Source organism: Enterococcus sp. AMC1251 (genome assembly GCF_058216535.1).
In genome coordinates this window covers 2663398-2687439 of sequence record NZ_CM177098.1, presented here as the reverse complement: position 1 = coordinate 2687439, position 24042 = coordinate 2663398, and the positions used below count along the sequence as shown (strand labels likewise).

Genomic DNA, 24042 nt, shown 5'->3' with positions numbered 1-24042 from the left:
TGGTTCCAATGAATATATAGGAAGAATGAATGGATCATCAAGTGAGAATCGGTGGACTCAGGATTGAATTAGGTGAGATTGAGAACACGCTTGAAATGATTGAGGGAATTATCCAAGCAGTTTTTATTGTTAAGAACGATGATGCTTCAGCCGAAAAGTTATGTGTTTACTATCTGAGAGAAGAGTTGGATTTGTTTTTCCTAAGGGAACAGCTAAGTAATCATTTGCCAAGTTATAGGATACCAACTTTATTCATTAATGTTTCTGAGCTTCCATATAATAATAGCGGGAAAGTTGACCGTAAATACCTTGAAACATTAAATGTTCTGCAGAAAAAAATTTAACTATAAAAAAGATGCCCAAAAGAGAATTAGAAAAAGTAATATTTAAAGTCTGGGAAGAAGTCTTGGGGTTCTCCTCTTTTGGTATTGATGATAACTTTGTACAGATTGGTGGTCATTCTTTGGCATTGATTCAAGTACATAACAAACTAAAAAAGCAGTTGAAAAGTGAATTTCCAATTACAGATTTATTGGAAATGCCAACGATTCGTCTATTAGCAGAGAAATTGAATAGTGAAGATATTTCAGCAATCAATAATAGAAAATCTTTCTTTAGCAAGAAAAAATTTCTACAATCATCTGATATTGCAATTATAGGGTTGTCTATAAATGTTCCAGGTTCTGATACTATCATAGACTTTTGGAAAAACCTAGTAGAAGAAAAAGAATCTCTCTACTTTTACACAAACGATGAACTTCGGGAACTAGGTATTGACGAAACACTAATTAATAATGCCGACTATGTGAAAAGTAAAGGACGTATTAATAATTTAGACACCTTTGATTCAGAATTTTTTGATTATTCACCATCTGAGGTACAAAAAATGTCCCCTCAGTTAAGAATCTTATATAAAGGTGCTTGGGAAGCTTTTGAAGATGCGGGTCATATTCCTCAACATAAAACATCAAAGACAGGAATATTTATTGGCGGTTCCGATGATTTTGAGTGGTATAAGACACTAGTTGATTCAAAAGAAAACTTTGGAAACCTATATGAACGATTCACTTTGAGTACGAACCATTTTTTAGCGACCAGATTGGCTTATAAATTTAATATTACTGATCCTGTATTTTCAGCTTTAACTGGGTGTTCAACTACACTGGTAACCACTCATCTAGCCTGTCAATCCTTAATTTTAGGTGAATGTGATGTTGCTTTAGCAGGCGGTATTACGGTTGAATTGCCAAATGATGGTGGGTATCTTTACAAAAAAGGAATGATGTTTTCACCAGATGGTCATTGTCGCCCTTTTGATCAAAAAGCTGAAGGTACCATTTTTTCAAATGGAATGGGATTAGTTGTTTTGAAATGGGCAGAAGAAGCCTATCTAGATGGTGATCATATCTATGCTGTAATAAAAGGCTCAGCAATCAACAATGATGGCAATCGAAAAATTGGATTCACAGCGCCAAGTGTTAAGGGACAAGTAGAAGTGATTCAAGAAGCATATAAACGAGCTGAAATTGATCCAGAAACAATCTCTTATATTGAAGCACATGGAACCGGAACTACACTAGGAGATCGATGTGAAGTACAGTCATTGACTGAAGCGTTCGCAAGCTCAAAAAAACGACTTTTGTACGTTAGGTTTCGTGAAAGGAAATGTTGGTCATACGGACACCATCGCAGGAGTTGTTGGCTTGATTAAAGTAGCAATGGTATTGAAGAAAAGATTTATTCCAGCAACGATCAACCATGAAGAAGCTAATCAAAAAATTCGATTTGAAACTAGGTCTTTTCAAGTTAAAGCAAAAGGATTTTGTGTTGAAACAGAAAGTTTAATAAGGGCTGGTATCAATTCCTTTGGGGTAGGAGGGACAAATGCTCATATGGTTCTAGAAGAATCTTTGAACACCGAACAAGTTGATGAAAATCCAAAGAACTTATTTGTTGTTTCTGATAAGACAAGAGAAGCAGTAAGAGGAAATATTGATAATATTTTAAACTATACAGATCAGTCGATTTCAAAAATAAACTTGTCTCATGCTGCTTGGACACTTTAAAAAAGGAAGAATGGCTTTTCCTTACAGATGATGTGGTTAGGTGAAATGATTTCCAGTGTAGGTAGCGGACTTTCTGCTTTTGGAATTGGTATTTTAGTATTTCAAATGACAAATACAGCAACAAGTGTTTCTCTGGTAACATTCTTCTCTTTTGTACCTGCGATTGTTTTAAGTCCGGTTGCTGGTGTTTTGGCTGATCGATACAATCGAAGGATGTTAATGATTATAGGAGATTTGTTTTCTGCACTAGTATTGTTAGTCATGTGGTTTTTAATGATCAATACAACGATCCAGATTTGGCAGATCTGCTTATGTATTGGTTTGAACTCGGTTTTTGTATCATTGATTGATCCTTGTTATCGTGCTACGGTGACGGAGCTATTGTCAGAGGAAGAATATTCTAGAGCTAGTGGACTCATTCAGTTAGCTTCTTCAGCAAAGTTTTTGTTAGCTCCTTTAGCGGCTGGTTTTTTACTTACTTTCGTAGAAGTTTCTACCCTAGTTATGTTCGATATCTGTACAGTTTTTTTTGACAATTCTTACACTATATTATGTCAAAAGAACAGTAGAACTACCTACAACAAAAGGACAAAAAAAGAGCCATGTATTGACAGATTTAAAAAATGGTTGGCAGGTGATTCATAAGCAGTATGGCGTTTTGATGTTGCTCTTAATTATGTCAACCGTTACTTTCTTTATAGGTTTTATTGAAACGCTTTTTACACCAATGCTGCTATCATACACATCCGTACAGGTTTTAGGAACAATACAGTCAATTGGTGCAATAGGAATGTTGGTTAGCAGTGTACTTATAGGTATTTTTAATTTGAATAAGCATTTACGTCGTAACATGATCATTTGTTTAGCTCTTGCAGGCGTCTTTATAAGTTTGATAGGTTCTACAACAAATGTAATAGTTATAGGTTGGATGCTGTTTTTATTCTTCTTTACGCTTCCATTTATTAACACAGGTATAGATGTATTGATAAGAGGAAATATTCCTAATGAAGCTCAAGGACGAGTTTGGGGAATTGTTTCTGTTATTTCACAGTTAGGCTATGTCTTTGCCTATGCAATCTCAGGAATTTTAGCCGATTATGTATTTGATCCTCTTTTAAAAAAAGAAGGTTTACTTGCAGATTCATTAGGGCAGATTATTGGTGTAGGGCCTTCAAGAGGAATTGGATTGTTATTTATAATTTTAGGATTAGGAACGATAATTCTGTCATGTTGTTTAGGGAAGTCCAAAGAAATCAACAACTTAGAAAAAAATAGACTTAAAAAGGAGTAATACATGAATTTCAGATTATTGAAGAGAGATTTTTTACGTAAAAAAAATACAACAAGTCTGATAATATTAGGCATTGCATTGGCAACCTTTTTCATTGCTACAGGCTTTTTTATCACTTCAACGCTTATAAAAAGTATTGATGATTTGTTTAAAGTAGCTGAAGTGCCAGATGTTGTTCAAATGCACAAAGGGAATATCAATGAAAAAAAGATAACAGATTTTGCAGAATCAAGTGGGCTAGTCAAAAAAATGCAAACACCGAAAATACTTACTGTTGACGGCAAAAACCTACTGATCAATGATCATGTGCAAACAAACTCTGTAATGGATGTTTCAATCGTCCAGCAAAATAAAGAATTCGATTATTTGTTAAATATGGAAAATAAACCGGCGCAAATAGCAGAGCAGCATATTGGAGTTCCAGTTTATTATTATGAACGGTATCAATTAAAAAAAGGTGAAAAAATAGCTGTAACTCTCGGCGGTAAACAATATGAATTTATCATTTCAGAATTTATTCGAGATGGTCAGATGAATCCGTCGGGCGTTTCTTCTAAGCGCTTTTTGATTAATGATAAAGACTATGAAACTTTAGCAAAAACAGCAACTGAATTTGAGTATCTGATTGAATTCCAATTGAAAGATCGAAAAGATGTTGCTGCCTTTCAAACAATGTATGCTGAAAATAATCTGCCTCAGCAAGGTCCAATGGTAGATTGGAATATATTTAAACTACTTAATGGTTTATCTGATGGAATGGTTGCTTTAATTATTGTATTTATTAGCTTGCTATTGATCTTGGTATCTATGCTAGCTTTAAGGTTCACATTCTCAATTACTTTGGAAGAAGATATGGCAGAAATTGGTGCATTGAAGGCAATCGGTGTTAGACCTAAAGAAATCAAACGAATCTATTTATTAAAATATATGACGATTACATTACTAGGCTCGTTTATTGGTTATGTAGGTTCGATTTTTACGTCTGATTTATTTGTGGGAAATATGACCTTGTATTTAGGGGAAACACCAAAAACAATGTTTTCATATCTAATCCCATTGTTGTCAATTCTTTTCGTCTCTTTGGTGATTTATCTGTTTTGTCAAAGTCTATTAAAACGAATCAATAAGATTTCAGCAGTTGACGCATTAAAACAGAATAATACCAAAAAGAAAAAACGCTTTTTATTAAGACTATCCCAAAATAGATTATTCAATACACATATTTTTTTAGGTCTAAAAGATGTAATTGAAAAATTTTCCTCGTATCTCTTTTTAATTACGTTGTTTATTATTGGCACATTTATTATCACAATTCCGTTGAATATGTACAATACAATGAATTCTTCCTCTTTTATTTCCTATATGGGGGTCGGACAAAGTGATATTCGTATTGATTTACAAACGATTAATCAAATGGACGAAACGTATAATCAAATTGTCAAGAAACTAGAGAGCGATAATGAAATAAACCAATTTACAGGTTACACAACATATCGTTTGAAAATTCAAAATGATGAAAATATCTGGGAAACGATCAATGTTGAATCAGGAGATTATCAAACATTCCCACTTACTTATCTTAAAGGAAAGGCTCCCTCTGATGAAAACGAAATTGCATTATCTTACTTAAATAGTCAAGAGTACAAAGCAAGCGTTGGAGATATAATTCAGCTACGATCAGAGGCAGGAGATATTAATTGTAAGGTAACAGGCATCTATCAAGATATTACTAATGGTGGTAAGTCTGCCAAAGGGAATATCAAGGGCAGCTCAAAAGAATTAATGTGGTATATGTTGAATATAAAATTGAATCATGGTGTATTAAAAGAGAAAAAGGTAAAGGATTTAAGTAAAACCTTTAACAATGTAAAAATAACAGATATGGATGACTACATGCATCAAACATTAGGAAATACCATCAAGCAGATACGCATGATGACAATTCTTGCTACAGTTATCGCAACTATTTTAATTGTGTTGCTTGGTATGTTGTTCTTACAGTTACTACTTGTAAGGAATCAAAAGGAAAATGGTATAAAGTTAGGAATAGGAACAACTGTAAAAGAATTGACGTTACAATTTATGTCGGGAGTAATGTTTGCTTCTGTAGTAGGAGTTATTATTGGGACAATATTATCCAATACAGCAGGTGCATCTTTAGTTAGTTTATTGAGTTCATCATTTGGAATGCCCAAAATTTCATTTACTATTTTGCCTGTGCAAGTCTATTTATTAGTACCGATATTCCTGTTGGCGATTGTTTTGTTTTCGACGACAATCTGTTTTCATTTTGCATTTAAAGATAAGAATATTATAGAGCGAATTAAAAATTAATTAAGGTGTTATAACTAGTTCGATAGAAATAGGCACAAAAACAGGAGGAAATTATGAGTCAGACAATAGTCGAAGTCAACAAGTTAAATAAAGTGTTTAAGCAAGGAAAAAATCAAAATATTCATGTTTTGAAAGACATTGATGCAAAAATTGAAAGAGGAGAGTTTCTATCAATTATGGGCCCCTCTGGATCTGGTAAAACGACTTTTTTATATAACATAAGTGGAATGGACAGAATGACTTCTGGAAATGTTTTGTTAAATGGAGAAGAAATTGCAGACAAAAGTGAAGCAGAATTAGCAAAGTTAAGACTAACTCGTATGGGTTTTATTTTTCAAGATATCTATTTGTTAAGAAATCTCAATTTATACGATAATGTTATTTATACAGGGTATATTGCTAAAAATAGAAAGAAAGAAGATATAGACAAGCATGCGAATCAATTAATGAAACGAATGGGGATTGATGAAATCAAATCCCATGACATTACTGAAGCTTCAGGCGGTCAATTACAAAGAGTCGGTATTTGTCGAGCATTGATCAATGAACCAGAGATTATTTTTGGAGATGAACCAACAGGTGCTTTAAATTCAAAAGCAACAGAGGAAATTTTGAATATTTTGTTGGACATCAATAGCGAAGGGACAACGATTGTTCTAGTAACACACGATATCAGAGTAGCAGCTCGTTCGCAAAGAGTTTTATTTATGATAGATGGAGAAATCAGAGCTGAAAAACAGCTTGGAAAATTTAACAAAGAAGCGATTGATTCCAATGAACAATTAGCTGAAAGAGAAGAACAAATGAATCAATGGCTGAAGCAAAATGGTTTTTAATCGTAACTTAATGTGTTGAAGGAGTGTGAGAAGATGAAACAAAAAAGTAATTTCAACTATTTTATGGCCCTTTGGATCGGAGAACTAGTTTCTTTAGTCGGGAATGGTCTCAGTTCTTTTGCTCTGAGTATTTATGTATACCAACAAACTGGAGAAGCAACTCATTTGTCATTACTAACGCTATTTTCTTTTTTGCCAAGTGTGCTACTTACACCAATTGCTGGTGGTTTGGCTGACCGATTTAATCGTCGAGTATTAATGTTGATAGGAGATTCTCTTTCGGCTGTTGGTTTAGTATTTATCTATTTTCATATACAAAATGGAACAAGTAGTTTTATGATTATTGTCATTGGTGTAACAATCAGTTCTATTTTTTCTTCTCTACTTGAACCAGCATATCGAGCGACGATTACTGAAATTTTGACACCAGACGAGTTTTCAAAAGCTAGCGGATTGGTTCAACTAGCTGGCGCAGCAAAGTTTTTATTTGCTCCTTTACTTGCAGGGATTTTGTTACAATTTATGTCAATTGAGAAAATTTTGTTGATTGATATCAGTACTTTTTTTGTAACGGTTGCTAGTACTCTATATGTTATGCGCGCTAAAAAATCAACAGAAAAGAAAGAACAGCATGAAGAACCATTTTTGTTATTTTTAAAAAGTGGTTGGAATTATATGATGGGAAAACAAGGAATTATGGCATTAATTTTAGCAATGACAATTGTCTCATTTAGTATGGGATTTCTTCAAACTTTAATCAAACCTTTGTTGCTTTCTAGCCTTAATGTTGCTCAAGTGGGTACATTTGAATCGTTTGCAGCAGTTGGAATGCTTCTCAGTAGTTTAGCTATTGGACTAAGTAAACGTAAATGGCAGTTGCAACAGACGCTAGGAAAGGCATTGTTATTTTCAGGTGTAGCTATTTCCTTGTTAGGAGTGAATTTTCCAATCATTCTCTTAGGAATAGCAGCATTTTGTTTCTTCTCATTCCTTCCATTTATTAACATGAGTGCCGATGTTTTATTGAGGAGTAATGTAGATGAAGCGTTTCAAGGCAGAGTTTGGGGAATAACTGGTTTAGTTTCTCAATTTGGGTTTGTTATTTCTTATGCAATTTCAGGTCCTTTAGCTGATTATTTATTTATTCCAATGTTTGCTTTAAATGGACTTTTAGCACCATCTCTTGGAAAAATCTTTGGGATAGGGAATAGCAGAGGAATTGGGTTCTTATTTTTCATCACGGGTATCCTACTAAGTTGTACAGGAATCTATTTTTTTAGAAGCTCGAAAATCAACTTGTTAAGTAAGAACGCGGATGTTATTAGAGATAAGGCGGACGAATCAGAAATGGACGAATTATTTAGTGAGTCTGAACTTTCATAACTAAGTAATAGTAGCGATGTATTTAAAGACTTAAATAAAATGAAGTTGAGGAAATTAGATCAGTGAGAAAGGAAATGATCGTATGGAGGCACTATTGTGTGTAAAAGGTTTAGAGAAAAGTTATGGGGATAAGAAAGTTGTTCACGGTATATCCTTTGAGATCGAAAAACAGGAAATTTTATGTTTCTTAGGTCCGAATGGAGCTGCCAAAAGCACGACTATTAATATTATTTGTGGTGCACTTAATTTAGACCAAGGTGAAATTCTTTATAATGGTGAATCTATCTACAACGATTTAAAAAATTTCAAAAAACAATTAGGCGTTGTTCCTCAAGACCTAGCTTTGTATGAAGATCTAACTGCGGAACAAAATGTAAAATTCTTTGCGTCGTTATACGGACTAAAAGGAAATGATTTGCGAGCCGGAGTTGATTTTTCCTTAGAGTCTGTCGGGTTAGTGAGCAAAAGAAAGGAAAAAGTTCATACTTTTTCAGGAGGTATGAAAAGAAGATTAAATATTGCTTGTGCAATTGCTCATCGTCCTAACTTGTTAATTATGGATGAACCAACGGTAGGAATTGATCCGCAATCAAGAAATCATATTTTAGAGTCGATCAAGAAAATGAAAGATAATGGAATGACCATTCTTTATACAACTCACTATATGGAGGAAGTTGAAGAAATATCTACTCGAATTATTATAATGGATCATGGCAAGATTATCGCCACAGGAACAAACGAAGAGCTGAAAAAGCTATCTGGTAATAAAAAAATTATGATCGAGTTAGACAAGGTTGGCGAACTGTCATTAGAATTATTTTATGATATTGAAGGTGTTGATAATGTTGTTTTAAATGATAACCGTATGGAAATATTTGTTAATCGAGATGCAGAAATTTTGGATCAGATCATTACTTGTCTGATAAAGCAAAATCAGATAATTACGAATATTTCATTGCAAACAGGGAATTTAGAAAGTGTATTTCTCGATTTGACTGGGCGTTACTTAAGAGAATAAGGAGGGAAGTAAATGTATCGTTTTTTTAAAATACTCCAACAAGATACAATTAGTTTATTTATTAATCCATCGTGGCTTATTATGGGATTTGCATTTCCATTTTCTCTTACGGTTATTTTAGGATTGTTAACTGAAGGAATGTATGGCGGAGAATTTAGTAGTTATGATTATTATGGCGTAACAATGATGATTTTCAGTGTATTGAATTCTGCAACATTTTCGGCAAATTGTTTTTTGGAGGAACGAGTAAAAAATCCAAATATGCGAATTATTTATTCGCCAGTTCCGTCACTGTTCATTCCATTAACTAAAATTGTAGGAACATTTATTTTTACTACTGTTTGCTATACTCTAACAGGAATGATTTTATCAGTTTTGTTTGGCGCAAATTATGGTATGGGTGGGTCGGCTATTCAAGTATGGGTCTTATTTTTAGCCTTGAACTTCTTTTGTTGTTGTTTAGGAGTACTCGTATGCTGTATTTTTAAGGATGAAGGAGTAGCAAATCAACTGATCAGTTTGATTAGCGCGTTGATTGCCATTGCTTCAGGCTTGTTTTTTCCTTTATCCAGCATTAGTAGACAAATACAAAAATTTAGTGAGATACTTCCACTTACCAGAGTAACTGACGCTATTTTCCAGCTGATTTATGATGATCATACCAAAGCATTTCTGCCTAGCTTGATTATTCTAGTGATACTATCTCTGATTAGTATTGTATTTTGTGGTTATTTATTCAAAGGAGAGGATTACGTATGATAAGTATAATTAAAAATGACTGGTTACGTACTAAAAATAGTATAGCTAGGATTGGAATTATGTTTGTTCTTATTCTAGCTGTTGTTATCCTTTCTTTTGTTTTATCAAATCGAACATCAGTTGTAGCAACAGTTGCGGTCGTTGGCGAAAAAAATGAAGCGCTGGTTCAGTCAAAGCAACTAAATACAATCTACGTAGATCAAAAACCATTAAAATCGGAACTTGTGAAAGGTACTTATGATGCAATTGTTTCTACAGATGGACTAAATGGATATACTATTGAGAGCATCAAAGGAGAAAATTTCAATTCTCAACTTACGAATGTATTAGAAGACTCAATAAATTCAACTGACCTATCAAGCAATAAAAAAGATAGTTTAGGTGTGACACTTCTCAGCTATTTGCTGATGTTTTTGATGATGGCTAGCTTAACAAATATGATGTTATTTAGTGAAGAAAAAGAAAAACATCTATTAGAACGCATTGTTACTACGCCAATCTCATTTGTCCGAATACTTATGGGACATTCGTTATTTGCTTTTCTTTTAATTTTTCTACCTACGTTGTGCTTCATCTTTGGTGTTAACGTAGTTTTTCAAAGAGAGTTTGGAATGCCTTATTGGCAATTAAGTCTATTATTACTTTTTGTTTGTCTATTTGCTACAAGTTTTTCTTTGCTAATTGCAGCTATTTTCAAAGAAGGAGACAAAGCCAATATGTTTGGGTCATTACTCATCATTATTACAACTATGTTGTCAGGTAGTTTCTTTTCATTTGAAGGTGGTAATCCTTGGTTGGAAAAAATAATCCAAATTATGCCTCAAAAGAGATTTATATTGTTATTCAAAGATATTGAGATAGGGAAGGATTTATCAACATTTATGCCCAATATGGTGTATATTGGCCTATTAATTGTTCTCTTTTCTATCCTTGCGATTTTAAAAACTAAAAGAGATTATAAATTGAATTAAAATAGATAAAAAATCTCATTTAGAAAGTATAAACTCTTTTATTTTAGTTAACCAGTTATGTATATTGGCTCTTATTTCGTTTTATTCACTTCAAAATAATAGTTCTGTTAAATAAGCTAAGAGAAATTCAATGAGTATTTTCTGGTGGAAAGTTTGGTGGAACAATTCTATTTTTAGAGTGATATAAAGGAGTACAAATGAAAAAAGAATACTTTTTTAAGAATTTGATTTGTCAAATTAAGCTAGACAAATGTCTTTCATTTATGTAACTCAAAAATACTTCTAATGGTGTTCGATAATTTAAAGATTTCCTTGGTATGTGATTTCTTTTAGAGGTGACAGCCGCAACAAAAGCTTGGTCAACTTGATTAAAATCCATTGTTTTAGGCAGCCCATCTTTACGTAATAACCCATTCGAATGCTCATTTAATCCGCGTTGTGAGGGGGTTCCAGGGTCTGCAAAATAGATAGAAATATCATTGACATTACTCATGTTTTTCCAATTTGAAAATTCTTTTCCACAATCAAAGGTAATGGATTTGAACAAGTTTCTGGGAATCTTTTGTAGCCAATCAGTTGTCGCTTTTTCAATATCCAATGCTTTCCGACCATTTGGTTTTAATGTAATAATCACTTTTGAAAGGCGTTCAACTAGAGTGATGATGGCACTTTTATGATGAACGCCAACAATTGTGTCACCTTCTAAATGCCCAAATTCCTGTTGGAAATTAGGGTAGTCAGTGGATCGTTCTGAAATATTGCGTTTAAATGCTTGCTTTCCACGACGTTCTTTATGCCCGTTGGGCTTTCGTTTCCCTTTCATTGGTAGTTTTGAGCAATCAAATTGATTCGCTTTAAACTGACGATAAAGTGTTCTAACAGAGCATGAAATAGGAAACTCAGCTCGACCAATAATCACATCAGGTGTCCACCCTTGAGCCACCATAGATTGAATGTAATCATGCTGTTTTGTAGGCAAACTAATGGGTTGTCGACCACAACGTGTTTTATTTTCTTTATATTGTTGGTAATAGTCACAGATAGATTTTCCTTGTTTCAGGAAGTTGTAAACATTGTAGATTGTCTGTCTAGAACGAGTTAAAGTCTTAGAAACCATCGTAACAGGTTGGCTCATATTGAAATAAGCTTCTATCATCACGAGTTCATTTGATGTAAGATGAGTATAGGTCATTTGTCTTCACTCCTTATAATTCTTTGGTCGGAACTATTTTGAGTGTAGCACAAATGACTTATTTAGTTGTCTAGCTTAATTTTACTATCGGCGGAATATAAAAAATGAAGTTGAACAACGAATAAATAGAGAAAATGAATTTGCCATTCGCTATGTCAGGTTATTTTTATACGGACATAGGCTAATTCTCTCTAATTTAGTAGGAAAGATAGCGATCAATGATGCGGTAAAAATAAATAGTATACAAGAAAAAGGTAATCTGTTATTTACAATAGAATGTTTATCTGTTTTTTATGACATTGTAATGGAAGAAAGAGGAGTCATAAAAAAAATATATGTGGAGGACTCTAGAGTTGTGATGTACAAAACACCGATCATGCTTTTAGAAGTAATCGATTAGTTTTTTACATGTTTTATTTAGATTTAAATTTTTTATTAAAAATTTAATTAGAACCTAGAAATATACTAAGATTAGAGGGTAAATTTATCGAAGGATGAATTTACTCTCTATTTTCCTTTATTTAGGTCCATAGTAAGGGGCTAGAAAAAAGATTGATCATAATTTTGGATTTCGAGTTCCTACAAGAGAACTGTCTCCTTCGCTGTTCTTTTAGAATCTGATTTGAGCATGTTAGGACTTCGAGCTCGTGTATAGGAAATTAGGAACGAAATGTCATAGTGAAGAACCTTTCAAAAAGAGAAAGAAGATGAACCTATAATTTATGTACTTTCTATGGGAAAAAGCTATAAAGTTCTTTACTTAGATGGCCTTGATTTGAGAACCACAAGCAAGTGAATGCCTTTGTGGGAATTGATGGCTTTAGGTCTTGCCCAAGATCATATGAATAAACGTGGAAATCCTAAAGTCCGAAAATTCTTTATTTTACTTTAAAAAATATGATCCACCTAGAAGTCGCGGAGTCTGATCATATTTCTAATTTCTACTACAAATTAAAAATGCAACCTATTTCCAAGAAGAATAAGGTTGCGAACGTAGCCTATATGAACAAACTACTAAAGTATCTATATAGGGGAGGGAACAAGACAAAGCACGACTATGTGTACACGATCACTAAGGCAACACCTTAGTGGTGAATTGCAACCTACTGATAAAAATAGGAACTAGCATCAGGGGGATTTGGTATGGAATTCTACAATTTAGTTTTCATCTTGACTAATCGTAGGAAAGATGTTGGTACAAATACCCATGGTTCATCTACAAGTAACTTTGAGGGGCAAAACTAGATCATTTTACTTATTTTCTACTACAATTACTCGTCGTACGAACAGAATTTTACCAATCATTGGGGCGGGGTGTATAAAAATAAATCGTTTCGATAAGTAGAATAGCTTTCTCTGCACTTTTTTCAAGGAGGAATTTTGAAAATGGAAGATGTACTTCGTTCCTTTTAAGCTGGATTAGACATCCATTAAAAAGTCGTCGTTGAGTGTATCATTCATTCTGTCGAAGGAAAAACGTCCAGAAAGATTCTTCGGCAATTTTGAAACCACAACTCGAGTTCTTTTTGGACATTTTGACTGCGTGACCTCTTTTTTTATCCAAACTTATCCAAAAATTTAAATAAATAATCATTGCGAAACTATGTTATAATCATGATAAATCTATAGTATTACAAGCTTTTAAAATCGCGCCCTGAGGGAATCGAACCCCCGTCTCAAGAACCGGAATCTTACGTGATATCCACTACACTAAGGGCGCAAGCACGTTTACTAGTTTAGCTGATATTTCGATAAATTACAAGGGGGAGGACAAAAATAATGAAATTTGAACAACATCTATCACAACAACAAAAACAAGTCCAAAAGCTTGCAATGACGCAACAATTACAACAATCGATCCAGATTTTACAATACAATTCTGAAGAACTTTTTGCATATATCGAGGCAAAGTCGTTAGAGAATCCTTTAATCGACATCCAAACTGAGACAAATTATAGTGATTTTCCAAGTTCCAGGAATCGAACCTATACAAATGAAGAAAACAACTATTTAAATCAAATTCCTGACAACCATATGTCGCTTTTCGAATATTTGATTGATCAAATCCACTTAAATTATCGCGATACGTATCTGCGAACGCTGGTTTTATTTTTAGTTGAATATATTGATTTAAATGGATATTTAATGATCGACCTAGATGAAGCTACTCTAAAAACAGGAGCAAAAGCAATCGAAATGTTGGATGCTTTAACGTTGATTCAGCAATTAGATCCAGCAGGTGTTGGTGCAAGAGATTTGCGTGAATGTTTATTGCTTCAAGTAGAGCGTGATGATACAGCACCAGAATTAGCTTACATTGTTATTGAAGAAGAGTTTGATCATTTGGCTAATCGTAAGTGGGGGTTGATTGCTAAAAAATTTGATGTGGAGCTATCAGAAATTCAAACGATTTTTGATTACATTCAAACATTGACCCCAGCTCCTGGAAGTATTTTTGAATCTACCTCAGGATTGTATATACGGCCAGATTTAACATTACGAATCAAAGGGAATCAAATAAAAGTTCTCTCCAATAAAACAGGTACGCCAACGATTCAGTTTCAACAAGCTTATTTTGAACGAATGGAAGCAACGGACGATAAAGAAGTTCAAGAGTACATCAAGGAGAAGAAAAATGAATTCCAATGGTTAGAAAAAACGATCCTTCAACGTGGTGATACAATTTTAAGAGTCGGCACTGAAATCGTTCAACGCCAACAGCAATTCTTTTTTAAAGAAGACCGCCCACTAAAACCGATGACCTTAAAAGAAATTGCGGTATCATTGAATATTCATGAATCAACCGTTAGTCGAGCAGTCAATGGTAAATATTTGGAAACAGAATTTGGTGTTTTTGAGCTACGTTCATTTTTTTCTCATGGTTTGTCAAACGAAACGACAGGTGAAGAAACCTCAACGAGTAGCGTCAAAAAACAATTACAAGCTTTAGTGGACAACGAAAATAAAGCTAAGCCACTTTCAGATCAGAAACTGGTAGATTTATTAAAGGAACAAGAAGTTGAAATTTCCCGTCGAACGGTTACAAAATATCGAGAAGCATTAGGAATACCAGCTTCATCTAAACGAAAACGATATGATAAGTGAGAAAAAGCGTCTAACTCTTGAGCTCAGTTCAAAGGTTTAGACGCTTTTTTATGGTTGCCAGGTCAAGTGTTCTGAAGGTAACCCCTCTTCGATTCCTTGCCAGACAGAGACAAAGTGATACTTCTCTAATAAATGTTTTGATGCACCGTTTTTAGGATCAATAATGGCATAAAGAGTAGCCTGAGAAAGGGATTCTGATTGCTTTACCAAGTTTAATAGGGCAGCAATGATTTGAGTTGCATAACCTTGTCCCCAGTGTTCGGGCAAAAGCATATAACCGATCTCTATTTTATTTTCTTCGTCCCAAGATAATTTACCAAAACCAATATATGTACTCTGATCAAAGAATTTATAATAGCCTGTTTGATCATTATGAGTGGCATTATAGGCTAAAATTTTTTTGAAATTTTCCACAGCTTCGGTTTCAGGCTCTACTTTTTCTGTGATATAACGCATAACACGAATATCTTTTGTGAGAATGGCATAAAGCTGTTGATCTGTTTCTTGATAGAAATCGAATGTTAACTTTTCGTAAGTGGTCATTTTTCACCTATTTTCTTTGGTATTTTAGTCAATCAATAAAGAAAAAAACTATATCCGATATTATCGGCTACAGTTTTTCAGTAAGCCACCTGACGGATTCGAACCGTCGACCCCCACCTTACCATGGTGGTGCTCTACCAGCTGAGCTAAGGCGGCACTATTAACAATACAAGTAACAGATTACCGTAGATAGTAATGTTTGTCAATCAATTTCCGTATACTAAAGAAGATCAGAATATTCTCAATGCTGTTATATAATAAAAAAAATTTGATTCGATAGTCACCTATTTTATTGGACAAACGAAACAAAAGGGATAAACTAAATATGTTTATGGTTTTAGATAGTGCAAGTTTTGAGAAAGGTTTAGACGATATCGAAATCTAATGTGATGGTAGTTATTGTAACGACGAAGTAATCATGGAAGGCAAATAAATCGGACGAGAATTTACGTTATTTTGGATCACTTTTACGACTTCATCTAGTCATTACTTACTATGTGCGATTTGCAGAGACGGAAAAGAACTTTCTAAAGATGTCTTGAAACAATTGCAGAGAAAATAAAAAAAAACATTTGACAGGAAATTTATTTTCCAGTAGAATACAACGTAACAACAAATGAATAACAGTCCGTTGAAGAGAAGAGTAAATTTGGACGTGCTTTACAAGAGAGTCTCAGTTGGTGAAAAGAGATAAGCACATAAGAGTTGAAGATGGCCTCACGAGGATAAGCTGTTGATACGTAAGCAGTTTCGGGAAGCACCCGTTATCAGAGCGACAAGTTGTAAGACTTGGTCTAAGAAAAGTAATCATGAATTACTTTAAAACAAAGGTGGTACCGCGATTATTCGCCCTTTACTAGCATAAGCTGGTAGAGGGCTTTTTGTATTTTAAACACTACAAGGCTGACGGATGAGAAGTGTTGAACCTTCAAACAACTAAATAAACAAAGCAATGAAATGGAAAGTACAGATGAAACGATATCTAACAGAGAGCTTGGGCAGCTGAAAACAAGCGGTAAACGAAATCTGGAAAATGGCCATTGAGCAGCGCTTCGAGTGAGGAATTCATAAGACAGCGACGGATGCACCCGTTAATGTGCTAGAGTATAATCGATCATTGATCGACGTACTTGATGAGGATATCTATGTGAGTGGATATCAAATAGAGGTGGTAGCACGCAAAAGCGTCCTCAAATGTATAATTTTATACATTTGGGGGCGCTTTTTTCTTTTTATAAATCTTAATAATGGAGGGATGGTACATGAAGAAAAAGTTAGTGAGGATTGGGATGATGTTGTTAGGGGCAGTTGTAATTACAGCATGTGGTAAGAATGGAAACTTTACAGCAGATAAAGAAAAAGAAGCAAAAATTATTCGAGTTGGAACTTCACCTGGTCCATGTAGCGAATTATTTTTAGAAGCAGTCAACCCCATCTTGGAAAATGATGGTTATCAAATAGAACAAACGGAATTTACAGAACTGATCCAAGCAGATGTAGCGTTAACAGAAGGCGCAATTGATTTAAATGTTGATGAACACACCGCTTATCTAAATAATTTCAATGAGAATAAAGGAACTCATTTGATAGGAATCACAGCGATTCCCACTGTTCCAGCAGGGCTATTTCCAGGGAAAAAAAGTAGGTTAGATGAAGTAGGAGAAGGCGATAAAATAGGTATTCCAGATGATGCATCAAATACTGCACGAGCCTTCAATCTTTTGCAAAAAGCTGGCTGGATCAAATTGAAAACAGGAATCGATCCAGTCAAAGCAACGAAAGCAGATGTTGTTAGTAATCCCTGGAAGTATTGTCTATAGTGCCAAGCTTGATTCAAAAGACAGTTTACTTTCAGAAGATGTGCTAAAAGACTATGAATTAGTCGCAACGGTCGATGAAAAAAATTCAGATAGCGACTGGGCACAAGCAGTGGTGGATGCTTATCATTCAGATGCGTTCAAAAAATATCTGAAAAAACATAACCAAGGAAATTACTGGTTTATACCAAAAGAATGACAGGAGGAACAAAAATGATTGAATTAAAAAATATAGATGTCACCTTTTATCAAAAAAAACAACCAATCGATGCAGTGAAAAATGTCTCCCTAACGATTGAAAAAGAAGATGTATTCGGCATTGTTGGTTATTCAGGGGCAGGAAAAAGTACCTTGGTTCGGGTAATTAATTTACTTCAAAGACCAAGCTCAGGCGAAGTTATAATCAACAACAAAAACATTCTTGGTTTTTCACCCAAAGAACTAAGGGCACAACGGAAAAAAATCGGGATGATTTTTCAGCATTTTAATTTGATGAAAGAGCGGACAATTTTTGCCAATGTTGATTTTTCCCTAAAATATTCTGGTCTTTCAAAAGAACAGCGAAAAGAAAAAATTGAACGATTGCTTGAACTGGTAGGTCTTTCAGAGAAAAAAGATGCTTATCCTAGTCAGTTATCAGGCGGGCAAAAACAGCGGGTTGCCATTGCCAGAGCGTTAGCCAATGATCCAGAAATATTATTATGCGATGAAGCAACAAGCGCACTAGACCCTAAAACAACTATTCAGATTTTAGATTTATTGAAGAAATTAAATAAAGAGTTGGGTTTGACGATTGTTTTGATCACGCATGAAATGCAAGTTGTGAAAGAAGTTTGTAACAAAGTAGCTGTGATGGAAGATGGACAGGTGATCGAAGAAAATGATATTGTATCGATTTTCAGTCAACCTAAAGAAGCCTTGACGAAGGACTTTATCCGAACGGCAACGCATATCGATCAAGCATTGGAAACAATTACTCAACATCCAAGTTTGACGAAGCTGAGTGGAAATGAAGTCTTGGTAGAATTCTCTTATGTAGGGGAGCAAACGAGTGAACCGCTGATTGCTCAACTTTATAGCAAATATCATGTGGTTACGAATATTTTATATGGAAATGTTGAAATCTTGCAGCAAGTACCAATCGGCAATTTGATCGTCATTCTTTCGGGAGAAGAACATCAACGAGAAAAAGCATTGGACTTTTTACAAAAGCAAGGTGTGAAAATCAAAGTATTGAAAAAGAATGAACCAGAAGCAAACATCATACCTCTGCATGTTATCTAAATCGAATATAAAAAGGAGCGACTTATATGAAAGACGTTTTACAAAATTATTTTCCTAATGTCTTATTACTAAAACAAGAATTTATTGATAGTACGATCGAAACTTTATACATGGTTTTTTGCACGGCGATCATCGCTGGTATTTTAGGAACATTACTTGGTGTTGTACTAGTTGCAACAGGACCAGAAGGCATTTTAAAGAATAATGTTCTTTATAATATTTTAGAAAAAATCATCAACGTCTGTAGATCCATTCCCTTTATCATCATGTTGGCGTTGATTCAGCCGATCACTCGTTTTTTAACAGGAACAACGATTGGGACAACGGCTGCTTTAGTACCACTGGTGATAGGGGTGATTCCATTTTTTGCACGCCAAATCGAGAATGCCTTATTAGAAGTTGATCCAGGTGTGATTGAAGCGGCAGAATCAATGGGAACAAGTCCTTTGGGAATTATTTTTAGAGTCTATTTAATTGAAGGGCTACCAAGTATTATCCGCGTTTCATCTGTTACAATCATCAACTTAATTGGTTTGACCGCAATGGCGGGTGCAATTGGCGCTGGTGGTTTAGGCAACTTAGCAATCACTAGAGGCTACAACCGATTCCAAACGGATGTGACAGTTGTTGCAACGTTGATTATCTTAGTTTTAGTATTTGCCAGTCAGTTTATAAGTAACACATTGATCAAGAAAACAGCCCATTAAAAAAACGAAAAGAGGAAATTAAAATGAAAAAAACAATTAAAATTATTGGATTAGCGTTAACAATAGGGTTTGTATTAGCTGGATGTTCTGCGGGAAGCGCCAAAAGTGAAAAGAATGAAGTTGTAAAATTAGGTGTTGTTGGTGCGAATAATGAAGTATTAGAATCAGTAAAGGAACGTTTAAAAGAGGATGGAATCGAGCTTCAACTTGTTGAATTTTCTGATTATACGCAACCAAATGCGGCCTTAGCCGAAAAAGAAATTGATTTGAACTCATTCCAGCATCAAATCTTCTTAGATAACTATAATGCAGAACACAAAACAGAGCTTGTGTCGATCGGTAATACAGTCAGTGCGCCATTAGGCATTTATTCTTCTAAAATAAAAGAGGTCAAAGAGTTAAAAAAGGGTGCTGAAATCGCGATTCCAAATGATGCGACAAATGGCGGACGTGCGTTACTATTGTTACAAAGTGCTGGACTGATTAAGGTCGACCCTGCTAAGAAGCAAACACCTACCGTAAGTGATGTGATTGAAAATAAATTAGATTTAAAAATAACAGAATTAGATGCATCACAAACGGCTAGAGCACTTCAAGATATCGATGCATCGGTGATCAATAGTGGAATGGCTGTAGATGCTGGTTTTGTCCCAACAAAAGATGCGATTTTCTTAGAACCTGTGGATGAAACATCAAAACCTTATGTCAATATCATTGTTGCACGTAAAGCAGATAAAGAAAATAAAACATACAATAAAGTAGTCGACACCTATCAACAAGAAGAAACAAAAAAAGTCATCGAAGAAACATCAAAAGGGTCAAGTATTCCAGCTTGGGAAACATTTGGCAGAAAATAACAGGAGGACGATAACATGCCCACATTGATAAAACAATCAATTCAAGAAGAAATACAACAACATGCAGATGAAGTGATCGCTTTAAGACGTCATTTCCATCAATATCCAGAAGCTAGTTTGAAAGAATTTGAAACGATCAAACGAATCAAAGCAGAACTAAATAAGCTAGATATCCCTTTTGAAGAAGTAGGAGAAACAGGTGTTTTAGCAACGATAGAAGGTAAAACGTCTGGCAAAACAATCATTTTAAGAGCAGATATCGATGCGTTAGAATTAGAAGATGCTACAGGAAAAGAATACCAATCTAAAAATCCTGGATTAAATCACGCCTGTGGTCATGACGGACACGTAGCAGCGTTGTTAGGCGCTGCAAAAGTGTTAAAAAATCATAAAGACGAGTTTGCTGGAACAATTAAATTAGCCTTTCAACCAGCAGAAGAAATTGGTGCTGGCGCTTGTCAATTTGTCGATGGTGGTTTTGTAGATAATATCGATCAAGTTTTTGGTATCCATTTAGATTCAAGTGTTCCTGTGGGGAAATTAGTCGCGACTAAAGGGGCAACGAATGCCTCTTGCGATATTTTTAAAATTGAGGTCGAAGGACTGAGTAGTCACGTAGCGCAACCAAATGTTGGACGAGATGCTGTATTAGCTGCTGCCAGCATTGTCGTTGAGTTACAGAAGATTGCTGCACGAGAAGTCAGTCCTTTAGATCCAGTTGTCGTAGGTATAGGTGTACTGGATGCTGGAACCAGATACAATATTGTCGCAAACCACGCAATAATCGAAGGAACAGTTCGAGCTTTTAGCCATGAAACACGAGCATTTGTTTTAAAACGTGTAGAAGAGATATCCAATCAAATTGCGGAAGCTCATCGAACAAAAATTTCATCTTTCCATATCCACGATGCGGCAGGACCCTTGATCAATGATGATAGCGCAACAGAATTAGCGCAAAAAGTAGCAGCTGGAATAGTTGGAAGTGAGAATATTGTTACAGATCATACTAAGAGCTTAGGGGCAGATGATTTTGCTGATTTTCTACTGAAAGCACCTGGCGTATATGGTCGAGTTGGCTCGCGGAATTTAGACAATCCAGATACTCAATATGGTCATCATCATGAAAAATTTGATATCGATGAAACAAGTTTGACATTAGCAACAGAATTTCATGTGGGGTATGCATTGACGTATTTAAGTTCAGTTGAATAGTTATTTGTAAAAGCATCGGAGGTTGCTTCTGATCTCACACTCTGTTATTTTTTTATTTCCACTTGGTAAGAGGAGGAAGGTTAATTATAATAAAGAAAAGTGTAAAGATAAGGAGTTGAAAAAATGGATTGTACATTTCAAACGAAAGAAGGTAGGTTCAATTATCGTGTAGGTGCAATTATTATGAGCGATTTAGGGGTATTAGTAGTATCGAATCCAAAAGAACCGTACTTTTATTCAGTTGGTGGTCGAGTAAAAATGCATGAAACATTAGATGATGCAATTGAAAGAGAAGTCTTTGAAGAAACAGAAAGTAAGATTGAAAGGAAAAAATTAGGGTTTATTCATGAGAATTTTTTCACCTCTGATTTAACTGGAGAAAGCTATCATGAAATTTCGTTTTATTATTATGTAGAACTTAAAAATAACTCAATTTCGTGCCATTCGTCTAATGAATTTCACGAGCAGGAACAGCTGCATTGGTTATCTTTTGAACAACTTCCCAAAGAGGATTTAAGACCGGTATTTTTAAAGAACCTGACCAAAGATAAAAATAAAACTATTCAGCACATTGTACAAAGAGGATAAATAACTTAGCAATTTTCTTGCATTTCAAAACAATTATGTTAAACTATTTTTGTAAAAGAAAGGTGACTAAGAATGTTTTTTCTTTCAGATAAATTTGTGAAAAGAAGTAGCTCCCGACAAATGAATGTGATGAAGCATTGTTGTGGAGCCTAATAAAATGAATGCTTCATCGTCTAAATAAATACTGAATTTTTGAGACTAAGTTGTAGTCTTATTTAGTGTTGCTTTTGACGATGATCTTGATTTTTATAGTGCTAATCAAAGGACAACGTGTTTCGTGCGTTGTCCTTTGTTGATACTGACAAGGGATAGATAGGTGGGGCCTATTCGATCGCTTGTTTTTTTGATTTGATAAATAAAAGACCTTTCAGCTAAACGTACGAAATCGATGTTTAAGCAGCTTTAACTATTGAATAGATAAAACAGATATTTACTATGATTTACAACGAATGAACAGCAAAGAGATCAAAAGAATCTTTGTGAAAACGGAAAAGAGGAAAAATTATGAATCTATTAACAATCGAACACTTAACCCAACGATTTGGTGAAAAAATTCTTTATGAAGACGCATCGCTTCGCGTTAATAAAGGAGACCATATGGGATTAACAGGTCAAAATGGTGTAGGGAAATCGACTTTGGTCAAGATTTTAACCGGTGAAATTTTGGCAGACGATGGAATGATCGTATGGCAAAATAATACAAAAATTGGTTACTTGGATCAATATGTTGAAGTCATTGGGAACAGTTCAATCAATGAATTTCTACATCAAGCATACAAACCGTTATACGAAATCGAAAGCAAAATCAATGAACTATACACTGAATATGGTGAAACTGGTGCAGAGAAATTATTAGAACGAGCTGGGAATTTACAAACTCAGCTAGATGAAAGTGATTTTTATCAAATCGATACAATCATCAATGATCTTGCCAATGGTCTGGGAATTGAAGCAATTGGATTAGACCGTCCAATGAATGAATTAAGTGGTGGGCAACGATCTAAAGTTATTTTAGCGAAGCTACTCTTAGAAGAACCAGATGTTTTACTATTAGATGAACCGACAAATTATTTAGATGATACTCATATTCAGTGGCTAATCAATTATTTAAATGGTTTTGATGGAACCTTTATTTTGGTTTCTCATGATTTTCATTTTTTAAATGCTGTGACAAATTGCATCTGTGACATTGAATTTGGCAAATTAACGAAATATACAGGAAATGTGGAAAAATCATTTGCTCAAAAAAAACAAAACAAAGAAAGCTATTTAAAACAATACCATGCCCAACAAGCGAAAATTGAAAAAGCCGAAGCCTATATTCGCAAATACAAAGCTGGTAATCGTGCAACCATGGCGAAAAGTCGTCAAAAGCAATTAGACCGAGTGGAGCGTATGGCACCACCAGGTAGTTTAGTAAAACCACAAATTCAGTTTCCTTATCAACCGATCGTGGCAAGTTTAGCATTGATCACAGATGAATTAGTGATTGGTTATACTAAACCGTTGTTAGCACCGATCAATCTATCTGTTCACAGTGGAGAAAAAGTGGCAATCAAGGGTTTTAATGGGATTGGTAAATCCACCTTAATCAAAACATTAACGAGTAAAATCAACTCAATCAGTGGAGAATACCAATATCCAGCAAACACAAAGATTGCTTATTTCTCCCAAGATTTGACGTGGGAAAATGATTATTTGACGCCGTTAGCCTATTTAAGTGATTGCTTTCCTAAAAAAACAGTGAAAGAAATTCGCACATACTTAGCAAAATGCGGACTACCAGATAAGTTAGTAAATCAGCAACTGCGTTTATTAAGTGGCGGAGAGCAGACGAAGGTAAAACTAAGCGAACTGACAATGGATTCAAGTAACATAATTTTCTTAGATGAACCAACCAATCATATCGATGCAGCAGCGAAAGAGAGCTTACGTCAAGCGATTCAACAATTTCAAGGAACGATCATTATCGTTTCCCATGAAGAAGAATTTTATACAGATATTACAGATCGTGTAATCAATATCGAAGAATTGATACAATGAAAAAAACTGCTTCTGACCTTTTAAACAAGGTCAGAA

At 34.6% G+C, this 24042-nt stretch carries 20 protein-coding genes, 2 tRNA genes, 1 pseudogene and 2 other annotated features; of the genes and pseudogenes, 19 read left to right on the top strand and 4 right to left on the bottom strand.

Annotated features, from left to right (window positions below; all coding sequences use genetic code 11):
- Positions 1 to 29 precede the first annotated feature (29 nt).
- The 11 genes from AC4BBR_RS12685 (at position 30) to AC4BBR_RS12635 (ending at position 10658) form a co-directional block, all read left to right on the top strand.
- A complete protein-coding gene (locus AC4BBR_RS12685) occupies positions 30 to 344 on the top strand; it encodes a hypothetical protein (RefSeq protein WP_490459887.1) in 315 nt (104 codons plus the stop codon).
- 11 nt (positions 345 to 355) lie between these two features.
- Complete coding sequence (locus AC4BBR_RS12680; protein ID WP_490459886.1) at positions 356 to 1711, top strand: beta-ketoacyl synthase N-terminal-like domain-containing protein; 1356 nt, start codon at positions 356 to 358, stop codon at positions 1709 to 1711.
- The gene (locus tag AC4BBR_RS12675; protein WP_490459885.1) at positions 1656 to 2066 is read left to right on the top strand and encodes a ketoacyl-synthetase C-terminal extension domain-containing protein; all 411 of its coding nucleotides are present in this window, start codon (positions 1656 to 1658) and stop codon (positions 2064 to 2066) included. The genes AC4BBR_RS12680 and AC4BBR_RS12675 overlap by 56 nt, the downstream gene beginning before the upstream one ends.
- Positions 2067 to 2093: 27 nt before the next feature.
- Positions 2094 to 2711: an MFS transporter gene (locus AC4BBR_RS12670; RefSeq protein ID WP_490459884.1), complete on the top strand. Its 618-nt coding sequence runs from the start codon at positions 2094 to 2096 to the stop codon at positions 2709 to 2711.
- Complete coding sequence (locus AC4BBR_RS12665; protein ID WP_490459883.1) at positions 2596 to 3357, top strand: MFS transporter; 762 nt, start codon at positions 2596 to 2598, stop codon at positions 3355 to 3357. The genes AC4BBR_RS12670 and AC4BBR_RS12665 overlap by 116 nt, the downstream gene beginning before the upstream one ends.
- 3 nt (positions 3358 to 3360) lie before the next feature.
- Positions 3361 to 5691: an ABC transporter permease gene (locus tag AC4BBR_RS12660; RefSeq protein WP_490459882.1), complete on the top strand. Its 2331-nt coding sequence runs from the start codon at positions 3361 to 3363 to the stop codon at positions 5689 to 5691.
- 53 nt (positions 5692 to 5744) lie between these two features.
- The gene (locus tag AC4BBR_RS12655) at positions 5745 to 6527 is read left to right on the top strand and encodes an ABC transporter ATP-binding protein (protein WP_490459881.1); all 783 of its coding nucleotides are present in this window, start codon (positions 5745 to 5747) and stop codon (positions 6525 to 6527) included.
- Between the two features lie 33 nt (positions 6528 to 6560).
- Positions 6561 to 7910 carry an MFS transporter gene (locus tag AC4BBR_RS12650; RefSeq protein ID WP_490459880.1) on the top strand — a complete coding sequence of 450 codons (1350 nt, stop codon included), beginning with the start codon at positions 6561 to 6563 and terminating at the stop codon, positions 7908 to 7910.
- Between the two features lie 94 nt (positions 7911 to 8004).
- Positions 8005 to 8928: an ABC transporter ATP-binding protein gene (locus tag AC4BBR_RS12645; protein ID WP_490459879.1), complete on the top strand. Its 924-nt coding sequence runs from the start codon at positions 8005 to 8007 to the stop codon at positions 8926 to 8928.
- 12 nt (positions 8929 to 8940) lie between these two features.
- Complete coding sequence (locus AC4BBR_RS12640) at positions 8941 to 9687, top strand: ABC transporter permease (protein ID WP_490459878.1); 747 nt, start codon at positions 8941 to 8943, stop codon at positions 9685 to 9687.
- Complete coding sequence (locus AC4BBR_RS12635; RefSeq protein WP_490459877.1) at positions 9684 to 10658, top strand: ABC transporter permease; 975 nt, start codon at positions 9684 to 9686, stop codon at positions 10656 to 10658. The genes AC4BBR_RS12640 and AC4BBR_RS12635 overlap by 4 nt, the downstream gene beginning before the upstream one ends.
- Positions 10659 to 10890: 232 nt before the next feature.
- Here AC4BBR_RS12635 and AC4BBR_RS12630 read toward each other — a convergent pair whose 3' ends face one another.
- Positions 10891 to 11850, bottom strand: a complete 960-nt coding sequence (locus tag AC4BBR_RS12630) for an IS30 family transposase (RefSeq protein ID WP_490459128.1) — start codon at positions 11848 to 11850, stop codon at positions 10891 to 10893.
- Positions 11851 to 13498: 1648 nt separating this feature from the next.
- Positions 13499 to 13570, bottom strand: a tRNA-Arg gene (locus AC4BBR_RS12625).
- A 59-nt stretch (positions 13571 to 13629) separates the two neighbouring features.
- Between AC4BBR_RS12625 and rpoN the strand changes: the two genes are divergently transcribed.
- The gene (gene rpoN, locus AC4BBR_RS12620) at positions 13630 to 14955 is read left to right on the top strand and encodes an RNA polymerase factor sigma-54 (protein WP_490459876.1); all 1326 of its coding nucleotides are present in this window, start codon (positions 13630 to 13632) and stop codon (positions 14953 to 14955) included.
- Between the two features lie 48 nt (positions 14956 to 15003).
- Here the strand turns inward: rpoN and AC4BBR_RS12615 are convergent, their stop codons facing one another.
- Together AC4BBR_RS12615 and AC4BBR_RS12610 are read right to left on the bottom strand one after the other, a co-directional pair.
- Positions 15004 to 15498, bottom strand: coding sequence for a GNAT family N-acetyltransferase (locus AC4BBR_RS12615; RefSeq protein WP_490459875.1), 495 nt, complete (start codon positions 15496 to 15498; stop codon positions 15004 to 15006).
- Positions 15499 to 15581: 83 nt separating this feature from the next.
- Positions 15582 to 15654: transfer RNA gene (locus AC4BBR_RS12610), tRNA-Thr, on the bottom strand.
- Positions 15655 to 16120: 466 nt separating this feature from the next.
- Positions 16121 to 16355, top strand: a binding site (T-box leader).
- Between the two features lie 86 nt (positions 16356 to 16441).
- Positions 16442 to 16693: a binding site (T-box leader), on the top strand.
- Between the two features lie 67 nt (positions 16694 to 16760).
- Between AC4BBR_RS12610 and AC4BBR_RS12605 the strand changes: the two are divergent.
- The 7 genes and pseudogenes from AC4BBR_RS12605 to AC4BBR_RS12575 all read left to right on the top strand — a co-directional run bounded on the left by AC4BBR_RS12605 (position 16761) and on the right by AC4BBR_RS12575 (position 24006).
- Positions 16761 to 17514, top strand: a pseudogene (locus AC4BBR_RS12605) (MetQ/NlpA family ABC transporter substrate-binding protein).
- Positions 17515 to 17528: 14 nt separating this feature from the next.
- Entirely contained in the window at positions 17529 to 18599 is a 1071-nt protein-coding gene (locus AC4BBR_RS12600) for a methionine ABC transporter ATP-binding protein (protein WP_490459874.1), read from the top strand.
- Positions 18600 to 18625: 26 nt separating this feature from the next.
- Entirely contained in the window at positions 18626 to 19306 is a 681-nt protein-coding gene (locus tag AC4BBR_RS12595; protein ID WP_490459873.1) for a methionine ABC transporter permease, read from the top strand.
- Positions 19307 to 19329: 23 nt separating this feature from the next.
- The gene (locus AC4BBR_RS12590) at positions 19330 to 20163 is read left to right on the top strand and encodes a MetQ/NlpA family ABC transporter substrate-binding protein (RefSeq protein ID WP_490459872.1); all 834 of its coding nucleotides are present in this window, start codon (positions 19330 to 19332) and stop codon (positions 20161 to 20163) included.
- A 15-nt stretch (positions 20164 to 20178) separates the two neighbouring features.
- Entirely contained in the window at positions 20179 to 21375 is a 1197-nt protein-coding gene (locus AC4BBR_RS12585; RefSeq protein WP_490459871.1) for an amidohydrolase, read from the top strand.
- Positions 21376 to 21498: 123 nt separating this feature from the next.
- On the top strand, positions 21499 to 21963 hold the full coding sequence (locus AC4BBR_RS12580) for an NUDIX hydrolase (protein WP_490459870.1): 465 nt from the start codon (positions 21499 to 21501) through the stop codon (positions 21961 to 21963).
- Positions 21964 to 22467: 504 nt separating this feature from the next.
- Positions 22468 to 24006, top strand: a complete 1539-nt coding sequence (locus AC4BBR_RS12575) for an ABC-F family ATP-binding cassette domain-containing protein (RefSeq protein ID WP_490459869.1) — start codon at positions 22468 to 22470, stop codon at positions 24004 to 24006.
- Positions 24007 to 24042: the final 36 nt, after the last annotated feature.

What these genes read in the sequence shown, in the direction of transcription:
- AC4BBR_RS12635 (WP_490459877.1), top strand. Translation starts at nt 9,684, where the DNA reads ATGATAAGTATAATTAAAAATGACTGGTTACGTACTAAAAATAGTATA.
- AC4BBR_RS12630 (WP_490459128.1), bottom strand. Translation starts at nt 11,850, where the DNA reads ATGACCTATACTCATCTTACATCAAATGAACTCGTGATGATAGAAGCT.
- AC4BBR_RS12640 (WP_490459878.1), top strand. Translation starts at nt 8,941, where the DNA reads ATGTATCGTTTTTTTAAAATACTCCAACAAGATACAATTAGTTTATTT.
- AC4BBR_RS12680 (WP_490459886.1), top strand. Translation starts at nt 356, where the DNA reads ATGCCCAAAAGAGAATTAGAAAAAGTAATATTTAAAGTCTGGGAAGAA.
- AC4BBR_RS12685 (WP_490459887.1), top strand. Translation starts at nt 30, where the DNA reads ATGGATCATCAAGTGAGAATCGGTGGACTCAGGATTGAATTAGGTGAG.
- AC4BBR_RS12580 (WP_490459870.1), top strand. Translation starts at nt 21,499, where the DNA reads ATGGATTGTACATTTCAAACGAAAGAAGGTAGGTTCAATTATCGTGTA.
- AC4BBR_RS12650 (WP_490459880.1), top strand. Translation starts at nt 6,561, where the DNA reads ATGAAACAAAAAAGTAATTTCAACTATTTTATGGCCCTTTGGATCGGA.
- AC4BBR_RS12670 (WP_490459884.1), top strand. Translation starts at nt 2,094, where the DNA reads ATGATGTGGTTAGGTGAAATGATTTCCAGTGTAGGTAGCGGACTTTCT.
- rpoN (WP_490459876.1), top strand. Translation starts at nt 13,630, where the DNA reads ATGAAATTTGAACAACATCTATCACAACAACAAAAACAAGTCCAAAAG.
- AC4BBR_RS12590 (WP_490459872.1), top strand. Translation starts at nt 19,330, where the DNA reads ATGAAAAAAACAATTAAAATTATTGGATTAGCGTTAACAATAGGGTTT.
- AC4BBR_RS12585 (WP_490459871.1), top strand. Translation starts at nt 20,179, where the DNA reads ATGCCCACATTGATAAAACAATCAATTCAAGAAGAAATACAACAACAT.
- AC4BBR_RS12595 (WP_490459873.1), top strand. Translation starts at nt 18,626, where the DNA reads ATGAAAGACGTTTTACAAAATTATTTTCCTAATGTCTTATTACTAAAA.
- AC4BBR_RS12615 (WP_490459875.1), bottom strand. Translation starts at nt 15,498, where the DNA reads ATGACCACTTACGAAAAGTTAACATTCGATTTCTATCAAGAAACAGAT.
- AC4BBR_RS12655 (WP_490459881.1), top strand. Translation starts at nt 5,745, where the DNA reads ATGAGTCAGACAATAGTCGAAGTCAACAAGTTAAATAAAGTGTTTAAG.
- AC4BBR_RS12575 (WP_490459869.1), top strand. Translation starts at nt 22,468, where the DNA reads ATGAATCTATTAACAATCGAACACTTAACCCAACGATTTGGTGAAAAA.
- AC4BBR_RS12600 (WP_490459874.1), top strand. Translation starts at nt 17,529, where the DNA reads ATGATTGAATTAAAAAATATAGATGTCACCTTTTATCAAAAAAAACAA.
- AC4BBR_RS12660 (WP_490459882.1), top strand. Translation starts at nt 3,361, where the DNA reads ATGAATTTCAGATTATTGAAGAGAGATTTTTTACGTAAAAAAAATACA.